This window comes from Streptomyces sp. NPDC101234, assembly GCF_044767525.1.
Lineage (GTDB): Bacteria > Actinomycetota > Actinomycetes > Streptomycetales > Streptomycetaceae > Streptomyces > Streptomyces sasae.
In genome coordinates, this window is the sequence record NZ_JBIWOA010000090.1 from 1 (window position 1) to 8,496 (window position 8,496).

General features: G+C 68.1%; 10 protein-coding genes and 2 pseudogenes. 7 read left to right on the forward strand and 5 right to left on the reverse strand.

Annotated features, from left to right (window positions below; all coding sequences use genetic code 11):
• Positions 1-60 precede the first annotated feature (60 nt).
• Together ACIRR9_RS55435 and ACIRR9_RS55440 are read left to right on the forward strand one after the other, a co-directional pair.
• Positions 61-681: a HEAT repeat domain-containing protein gene (locus ACIRR9_RS55435; RefSeq protein ID WP_403769557.1), complete on the forward strand. Its 621-nt coding sequence runs from the start codon at positions 61-63 to the stop codon at positions 679-681.
• An 18-nt stretch (positions 682-699) separates the two neighbouring features.
• Complete coding sequence (locus ACIRR9_RS55440; RefSeq protein ID WP_403769560.1) at positions 700-1,653, forward strand: DUF6924 domain-containing protein; 954 nt, start codon at positions 700-702, stop codon at positions 1,651-1,653.
• 104 nt (positions 1,654-1,757) lie between these two features.
• Here the strand turns inward: ACIRR9_RS55440 and imm45 are convergent, their stop codons facing one another.
• Positions 1,758-2,099, reverse strand: a complete 342-nt coding sequence (gene imm45, locus ACIRR9_RS55445; protein WP_365351982.1) for an Imm45 family immunity protein — start codon at positions 2,097-2,099, stop codon at positions 1,758-1,760.
• Between the two features lie 38 nt (positions 2,100-2,137).
• Positions 2,138-2,275 carry a hypothetical protein gene (locus ACIRR9_RS55450; protein WP_403769563.1) on the reverse strand — a complete coding sequence of 46 codons (138 nt, stop codon included), beginning with the start codon at positions 2,273-2,275 and terminating at the stop codon, positions 2,138-2,140.
• Between the two features lie 370 nt (positions 2,276-2,645).
• On the opposite strand from ACIRR9_RS55450, the gene ACIRR9_RS55455 reads away from it, so the two are divergent.
• On the forward strand, positions 2,646-3,812 hold the full coding sequence (locus ACIRR9_RS55455) for a DNA gyrase subunit B (protein WP_403769566.1): 1,167 nt from the start codon (positions 2,646-2,648) through the stop codon (positions 3,810-3,812).
• A 599-nt stretch (positions 3,813-4,411) separates the two neighbouring features.
• Here the strand turns inward: ACIRR9_RS55455 and ACIRR9_RS55460 are convergent.
• On the reverse strand, positions 4,412-4,906 hold the full coding sequence (locus tag ACIRR9_RS55460) for a hypothetical protein (protein WP_403769569.1): 495 nt from the start codon (positions 4,904-4,906) through the stop codon (positions 4,412-4,414).
• A gap of 17 nt (positions 4,907-4,923) precedes the next feature.
• Positions 4,924-5,703, reverse strand: coding sequence for a hypothetical protein (locus ACIRR9_RS55465; protein WP_403769572.1), 780 nt, complete (start codon positions 5,701-5,703; stop codon positions 4,924-4,926).
• Between ACIRR9_RS55465 and ACIRR9_RS55470 the strand changes: the two are divergent.
• The 3 genes and pseudogenes from ACIRR9_RS55470 to ACIRR9_RS55480 all read left to right on the forward strand — a co-directional run.
• A pseudogene (locus tag ACIRR9_RS55470) lies at positions 5,680-5,889 on the forward strand (ATP-binding protein); the annotation flags it as partial. The gene ACIRR9_RS55465 and the pseudogene ACIRR9_RS55470 overlap by 24 nt on opposite strands.
• Before the next feature lie 475 nt (positions 5,890-6,364).
• Positions 6,365-6,646: a hypothetical protein gene (locus ACIRR9_RS55475; RefSeq protein WP_403769575.1), complete on the forward strand. Its 282-nt coding sequence runs from the start codon at positions 6,365-6,367 to the stop codon at positions 6,644-6,646.
• Between the two features lie 214 nt (positions 6,647-6,860).
• A complete protein-coding gene (locus ACIRR9_RS55480; protein ID WP_403769578.1) occupies positions 6,861-7,259 on the forward strand; it encodes a peptidase inhibitor family I36 protein in 399 nt (132 codons plus the stop codon).
• A 345-nt stretch (positions 7,260-7,604) separates the two neighbouring features.
• On the opposite strand, the pseudogene ACIRR9_RS55485 reads toward ACIRR9_RS55480, so the two are convergent.
• Positions 7,605-7,796: pseudogene (locus ACIRR9_RS55485) on the reverse strand (IS5/IS1182 family transposase); the annotation flags it as partial.
• Between the two features lie 93 nt (positions 7,797-7,889).
• Here ACIRR9_RS55485 and ACIRR9_RS55490 point away from each other — a divergent pair.
• A partial coding sequence (locus ACIRR9_RS55490; RefSeq protein ID WP_403769581.1) for a hypothetical protein occupies positions 7,890-8,496 on the forward strand: 607 nt, incomplete at its 3' end.

Below are 8,496 nucleotides of genomic sequence, written 5' to 3' on the forward strand. Positions count from 1 at the left end.
AACTTCGCCCGAGCACGGTTCACTTCATGTGCGTCCACGCCTCCAGCATGCCCCCGAACAGTGCCGCGAGACAGACCTAACGGAGTCCTACTAGGCGCGTTCGGCCCGGCGGCAGCAGGGGCACAGGATTCGATCCGGTCGCTGACCACCGCCACCGACGCACATGTACGCCCTGCGGCCGTCGCCGCGCTGTGGGCCGTCGGCGGCGACCTGTCCGAGGCCATGCCGCTCCTGCTCGGCCTCCTCGACGGCCCCACCACCTTCCACATCGGTGATGCGGCCGATCTGCTCGGCGAGATGGGCCCGCCCGCCTCCATCGCGATGCCGCGCCTACGGGACCTTCTGACGCACGACTACGAATGGGTCCGGGTGCATTGCGCGGCCGCACTGTGGGAGATCGGCGGCGAGGCCGAGGCACCAGCCGTCCTGGACACCCTGCTGCAGGCCATGACCAAGAACCCAGCGACGGCCAACCACGTCGTGACCTGCCTGGACCGCATGGGCTCCCTCGCGGCTCCGGCGCTGCCCCCGCTCCGCGAGCAACTGGCGCTGCCCCGGCGCGGCGGCAGGTTCCAGAGCATCGACCACGACGAGGAACTCCAGCGGGTCGGCCGTACGCTCATCGCCCGCCTCGCCACACCCGACGAGTTCGCCGCACTCGTCGACGACTACCTCATCTGACACCGCCGAAGGAGAGACATGTCCTGTCCCGAGCTTCCTCAGCCGACGCCCGGCGAGGTGCTGTTGGTCTGCACGTGCTACGAGGACGGCAGGGCGCTGTGGGGCGGGCTCCTCGACGAGATCGGGGCCCGCCGGGAAGACGACAGGCTCGTCCTCGGGGGCAGGGGGGTGCGGCTGCGTATGGTCGAGGACAGCGGATGGGACTACCTCCACGGGGGAAACATCCCGGCGCTTGTTCCCGGCACCAGTCCCGTGCCGCCGGTCGTCGTCCTGGCGGACATCCCGGTGGTGTACGGCGGGGGCGGGCCACTGCTGGTGGACCTGGCGGCGATACCCGGCCGTGGCGTCCGGGTCCCGTCGGCCCGGCTCGGCGAGATCCTCGCCGATCTGCTGGGCGGCGCACTCGCCTTCGACGACCTGGTGCGCGACATGGACCGGTGCGGAATGTACCAGGGCGACGGCGGCCGGCCGGCTTTCCCCACGCCCACGTCCACGCCGACATCGACGCGCCGGTCCTTCCCGTCACTTCCCTCCACCACCACAGCCCTGCTGGTCCGCACCTGCTACGACGACGAGGCAGGTTGGCAAGCCCTGCTCGGCGAACTGGGCGGGACTGACGCAGACGGCTGGGTCGGCGCGGACCTGGACCCGGACGAGATCGACGTGGAGCACTACCCGTTGACGGCGCTGGTCGTCGACAACCCCGCCTTCGAAGGCCTCCAGCCGGGCCAGGTCCCGGCGCTCGTCCCGTCCGAGGAGCACACCACGCTGGTCGCGCTCGCCGACGCCCGGACCTTTGCCGAGCCCGGACGACCGCTGACCGTTGTCGACCTGTACGACTGCCCGGGGCAGCAGGCCGTCCTTCCATGCCGCGAGGTCGGTTCGTTGGCGTGCAACCTGGAGATCGCCAACATGGACTTCTACGAGTTCGTCGCCGAGGAGGGCATGAAGCCGTGGTGGGAGGAAGCCTGAGAGGCCGCGCAGATGGGTGCTGGGGGAGGGCAGATGGGGCAGGCCCAGGTCGGTGATCACGGATTTGCCGCGCTCTGTGACCACCGGGGTGACCTGTCAACCACTCATGGCTGTCCGTACTGCAACGACGACGAGTAGTTGGTACGGACGAGAACCTTCTCAGGGCCGGTCTCCGCGTACACCTTTGCCGTCCAGTTGTCGCGCAGCCACGAGGCGGACAGTGCCCATGGCCGCCCCGCCGCATACGCCTCGTCCGGCAGGAACACCACCCACAGCCCGGCCTTGTAGCCGGTGGTCACGATCAGCCCCATCCGGTCGTCCGCACCTGGTGGCAACTCCGCGAGCATGAACTCGACAGTGTCCTCGTACGGCCACCGGGCCGGGAGGTGGAAGACGGCTCCACGTGAAATCTCCTCCGGATGTTCGCTCAGCCGGATCCACTCCATGGCCGGGATGCTATCGAGTTTGTCCCCACCGGGGCGGTTCACTCCGTGCCGCCGCCGGGTTGCGCGGTGTCGAGTTCGGTACGTGCTATGGAGCCGACCAAGCGGAGGGTTGAGGCCGCCGTGTACTCCAGCCAGGTCCTGGCCTCGTCGGTGGGCCGGACAGGCGGCCGCGCCATCGGGCAACTCGTTCTCTGCGGTATTCGCGCCGCCGAGTGCGGTGGCCTCGGCCACTGCGCTGGGCCTGGCCGGTGAGGTGCGGGGTGTACCTGAGTGGCGGCCCATCACAGACGGATGGGATGAGACGGCGTACGCGCCGCGTCATGTAAGGGAATTGGTGGCCTCAGGGATGCTGGGAACGGGGTCGTGCGTGGCTTTCACGGGGCCTTGGCCACGCGACGGACACGATGTCCGCTCCCGGGACCGACGCTTCCCCTGCAGGCCCCGACCCGCCCCCCTGCGGCCTCGACGAATAGCCTCTGACCTGGTGTTTTCTTGGATTCCTCATAGGCTGTGGAGATCTGCCGGACGCCTGTGGAAGGGGTCTTCGTGAGTGGGGAAGGCATGCTGTACGACGCTGCCGACATCGAGGTGCTGGAGGGCCTGGAGGCCGTTCGCAAGCGGCCCGGGATGTACGTCGGCTCGACCGGGGAACGCGGCCTGCACGAGATGGTGTTCGAGGTCGTCGGCCGGGCGGTGAACGGGGTTCTGGTCGCGGGCGGCGGCTGTGTCGACGTCACGCTCACACCCGACGGCGGCGTGCGAGTGGCGGACGACGGAGTGGAGGTTCCCTTCGAGGACGCCGTGGACGGAGGTGCCCTGGGCCTCGAAGCTCTGCTGACGAGCCTACGGGCCGGACCGGAACCCGATGGCAGGCACCTCGCGTACTTGGGTCACTTCGGTGTGGGGCTCTGCGTCGCCAATGCCCTGTCCAGCCGGCTGACGGCCGAGGTACGGTGCGGGGGAGTCCGCCGGGTTCAGGAGCACGCCCGTGGCGTTGCTCTCGCCCCGCCTGCCACCGTGGGCCCCACGGGCACAAGCGGGACGACGGTCGCCTTCTGGCCGGACGCCGACATGTTCGAGACGACGTGGTGCTCGTTCGCCGTGCTGGCGGAACGCTTCCGGCAAGTTGCCTTCCTCAACCGGGGCTTGGAGATCTCGCTGACCGACGAACGCCCGGCCGGAGGAGTCCGCAAGGCTGGATTCCGGTTCCCGGAGGGGGTACAGGACTTCGTGGCCGCCCTCCATGCCGAGACGGACGCGGTCCTGGAGTCGGACGTCATCGCCTTCGAGCGAGAGGATCCGCGGATGGCGGGCACGATGGAGGTCGCCCTCATGTGGGGCAGCTCGCGCGAGGAGCGGTTGCGCAGCTTCGCCAACAGCCTGTTCACCCGCGAGGGCGGCACTCACGTGGACGGCTTCCGCGACGGGGTGGGGGCCGCGGTCACCGACTGGGCACGCGGGCGGGGCCTGTTGACGGCGCAGGACGCCGGCCCCGGCGCCGACCGGATCGGCGAGGGCCTCACCGCAGTCGTGTCGGTGAAGCTGGACCACCCCGAGTTCCTCGGTCCCATCCACGGACGGCTCGGCGGCGACGAGGTGCGCGCCTGCGTCGGGGAGGCTGTCCAAGAACACCTCGGCGCCTGGTTCGAGGCGCGCCCGGACCGGGCGGTGGCGATGGTCGACCGGATCATCCGGGACCGGCACCGGGAATGATCGGCGGCGGATGCCCTGCGCGGCGAACCATGCCGAGTGGGCGGGAACGCGGGGTGCCGCGGCGGCACGGTGTGGGCCGCCCGAAGGCCAGGAGAGCGGGTTCACGGCGACCGTTCATGGTGGGCCCAGCAGACGGCGTTGCTCGGTGCATCGGACGACGTCCTCGCAGGTGCTCTCCAGGGAGCGGCGGGAGCGGTTGACCCGCGCCGGGCCGGCGGGCAGCACCTACCAGCCCCTGCCCACCAGCCTTCCTTCGTCCAGCACTTCGACCTAGGGGCAGCCGCAACACCGCGCCCTTATCCCGGGCCACCCGCAACGTCACCGCCCCCTCGAACGGCTCTGCGTGGACCGTTCGCTCGAAGAGGCCCTCACCGACGGCGCCGACCCTCTCCACCTCGCCCTGGTCTTCGGTATCCACGAGAGGACCGCCATCCGCTACGCGGACTCAGTGCGATGCGGCACAGATGCGTGTTGGACAGATTGATCGCCGGCCAGCCGGACTTGACGACGATGCCGGTGCACGGCGTGGCGTCGGCGCACGCCGCCGGGTCGATCAGCGCCCCTCCACCACCAGTTGTCGGCTGCGGAGGGGCGCCGTGTCAGGAGGATGCTGAGGAGGTGGGTTCCGCGGTGGCCCGCTCCATGACCTGCTCGTACCAGGCCGCCCATACGCTCTTCGGAACCTTGGCCGTCAGGCCCTCTTCCTTGGTGAAGGCGAACGCCCCGTTGTAGGCACCGCCGCCGCAACCGTCGGACTGGTGGGTGAGCTTCTTCTCGGCCGGGGCGTCGACGAGAGGTTTGTCGGCGCCTGGGCGGGTGATCCGCAGACGCACCGTGCCGATGTCGGGGCCCACGTCGTCCGGCAGAGGCAGGTTGACGCTCGTGATGTCCTCGTCGGGCAGCCAGCCCTTGACGCACTTGCCCTTCGCGCACAGTTCCACGGAGGCTCCGGCGAGATCTCCGTACCCCTCGTGCACGACGTACACGCCGACACCGGCGACGACGCCCACGCCACCACACGCCTGGGACGAGCCACAGGCCGAAACCGTCATGAGCAGCGTGGAGACGCCGACAAGAACGCGCGGCCTCGTCATCCGAGTCACCATCACCACTACTTGCCCCGTCCCGGGAGTGCCTTCTCCGCCAGTGCGATGTCCGTGAAGAACACCGTGCAATTGCCGTCCCAGCCATCGCCGCACTCACTGTCGTCCGAGACCGAGGCGCAGCCTGAGCCGGAGATGCTCCCCTTCGCGTTGACGTGGCCGTTGGACTTCACGGTGTAGACAGGGCCACCGGAGTCACCGTGGACCAGGACCTCGTCGGCGATGGAGTCGGGTTCGGCTTGGCTGCGCTCGACGACCCTGGTGGTGGGGACCACGGTGGCGTCGTCCGCGTCGTTCACGCTCGTGTCGTCGCTGCCTTCGTCGACAGGGACGTCGGTCAGGTTGATCGCAGTGGTGACGTCGGTCTTGGCGTCGTCGTCGGTGACCGGGGCGACGATCTTGCCGGCGTCCTGGTCGAGGTAGGGCGGTGCGAGGGTGTCGGGCGAGGCCTCGACCCGGTCCTCGGCCTCCACCAGGGCATAGGACTCGACGCTCGTGGGCGGTGCGAGGCTGTCGAGGTCGGTGCCGTCCTTGGTGACGTCGCCCTGGTCGAGCAGGACGGCGACGGACTCCGCGGATGCCGGGACGTCTGCCGAGACATCGGTGTCGGCGCGCCGGTACTGGAAGGTGGCCCCGGTCAGGTCGGCGGGTCCGGCCGCGGCGAGGGTGACCTCCTGGCCTATCTCCTCGCCGGACAGTGGGGCGGTGAGTCCGGCGTTGCCTACGTGGAAGGTGTAGACGGTGCACCGCCGGCCAGGCGGTGACTTTTCCAGGTTCTGGCCGAGCACGAGGAAAAAACAGCAAGGTGATCGCATCCGACCAGTCCTTCTCCTCCTGGACCAGGACCTTCAACGGCCCCCGCCGCTGCGCGGCCATCGTGGACCGTGTCACCTTCGGCGGCAACGTCATCGAAACTGGCCGATTCCTACCGCCTCGCTCGTACCAAAGCCCGCCAGCAGGCCGCAGCCTCCTGACCTATCCCGGCCGACCTGGTCTCGGTCCGGGCCGACCCGCTTCACCGGGGCCATTTCCCCGGTCGCAGTCAAGCGAGCGAATGTCCTATGGCAGCGAGCGTGTGAGCCACACCAGCTCACCGGATTCCTCCGAGGATGCCCCGGCCTTCAGGCCGGGGAGGAATCGGGCCCCTGCGGAGCAGGGGAAGGGAAGAGTACCCGGGCCCGCATCGACGAACGCCGCATCCTGCCGACCCTCGGCCCGGCCCCGAGCGTCCCGCTGATCAGCGACTGGCGCGACCTGAGCCGCGCCCTCGAATACCTCTACGAAGCCGCCGGGGCCCCTTCGCTCCGCGAGATCAGAGACAAGAGCGGCAATCCCCACGCCCTGTCACTCAGCAGCCTCCGCCGGATCGTCCTGCGTATCACCAGGCCTGTCGACGAACAGCAGCTGCTGGCCATCGTCCACGGGTGCGGCATCACTGATCAGGACGACTTGTGGAGCTCCGCCTGGACCAAGGTCTCCAGCAGCGGCGGCATCGACCTCGCCCCGGACGTCGCCGTGGCGATGCTGGAGCGTTTCCAGCGCGGGCAGAACCTGGCGGGCAAGGCGTACGCGGCGAGGGCGGCGATCGGTAGGCGCCGTTCGGTCTCGGCTGAGACACCTGACGAGCAGTCGGGAAGCGGGGCCCAGAGACCAGTTCGGCAATTGCAGGACAGGCGCTTCAAAATCGCAAAAATGACTCTGCCGGAAAACGATGAACGCACCGCCAGTTGATTCCGAAGAATGGGGCGGAGCCGTAAGAATATTGGCTCCGATGGCCCACGTGTTCGAGTCGCGCCCGCTCGGACCATCTCCCTTCGCGACCGAAGGCAGAGTTGAACGCGAGACTCGGCAAAGGGTGGGATCACCAGGATGGCTCTCGCGCCGATACTTTCAGTCACATTAGCGTCATGGAGTGGCAGAACGTCTTTCGTCTCAGGAGGCTGATGTGAAACGTCGCTTGGCAATGGCGCTGGGTATCGCCGCGGCCGCTACGGGCCTGATGGCCACGGGCGCACAGGCGGAGGCGAAGGCCGACACGAGAGTGATCAACGGTGTGGGAGCCGCAGCGTGCCCATCCCACTACTTCTGCCTCTACGAGCACATCGACTACAACGGCTCCGGGAACGGACGGATTCTGCTGACCCAGTCGAGCGTGCCGGACCTCAGGCTGTACGGGTTCAACGACGTCGCCTCGTCGGTGATCAACAACACGGCCGACTTCGTGGTGGTCTACAAGAACGTCCACTACAAGGGGCTTCAGCGCGCCTTTACACCCAGCCAACGGGCGGGCAGCCTCGTCGGCACGGGCCTCAACGACGGAATCTCCTCGGTACGAGTCTTCTGACACGGCTGCGCGACAGCCGACGGGGCCCGTGAGTTGACCTGCCGGTCAACGGCGGGTCCGGAGGCGTTGGACCAGTGGCTTTGACCCGGCGACCACACGGTGACGTGAGAAGACCTTTTCAGAGTGGGATCCTGGTGGGGCGTCACCGTGCCACACGATGTCCCGGGGCCGCCTTCGGCATCCTGCAAGTCGGTCGCTTGCCGGCACGGATGAGCGTGTACAGCGCGCTGTACGTGCTTCATGCCGACCCGTAGCAGAACTTATCCCGCAGGGCCGCCATTGGTGGACACGTTCCCGCTCCTGCCATGGAAAACGACCGTAGAACACAGCGAGCCCTTTCCAATCTCAGGCTGACGAGGCCAGGTGGATGGCCAGGACTGCCTTCACGACGTCGGTGATGCGGGTCGTGCTGCGGCGGAGTTTCCGCAGCAGGCGCCACTGCTTCAAGGTGGCTACGGCCTGCTCCCCGACGGCGTGGATCCGCGCGTGGGAGACATTGACAGCCCGTTGACCGGCGGACTGCGTGTCCCACCGGCCGTGGGCATGCCCACGCATCGGGGCTGCTGGAGCCGCCGGATTGGTCGCGTTCCCTTGAGGTAAGTGCTGATCGGTCTCTGCTTGGATCTCCGCATGACGGACTGGTCTCAGCTTCACCATGCATACGGGACCGCGGAAGACATTCCCGGCCTGCTCGACGCAGTCGGCCCGGACTCGCGGGATCCAGGCTGGGACGCCCTGGCCTCCCGCCTGTACCACCAGGGCGGCGTCTACTCGGCTAGTTACGCCGCTCTGCCGAAACTGGCGGAGAAGGCCCGACAGTGGTCACTCGCTGAACGGCGCATGGCGCTCTACTTGGCCAGCCAGATCGTGGCCAGTCGCGACATCCGGGACGAGGCCGAGGATCCCTTCGTCATCCACTCTGCCGTGATCGCCGAACTGCTGGCGCTGACAGAGCAAGCACTGGGTGACCCCGCCCTCGCCGATGACGCCCTGAACTACGTTCAGCTCCTGTCGACGTTGCTCAGCTCGGAGAACTTCGTCGTCTTCGGGGAGGGCGGCCACTACTCCACCGCCGACGAGATGTACTTCAAGCGGACACCAGCTCACACGATCCCGCTCCAGCCTCAGGACCTGGCCACCGCGTGTCAGGTCCATCATGCCTGCTCGGACGTGGTTTGCGGTAGGACGGAGCGCACGTTCGTTGTGGCTTGTCCCAGGTGGTGGCCTGCCCGCAGAC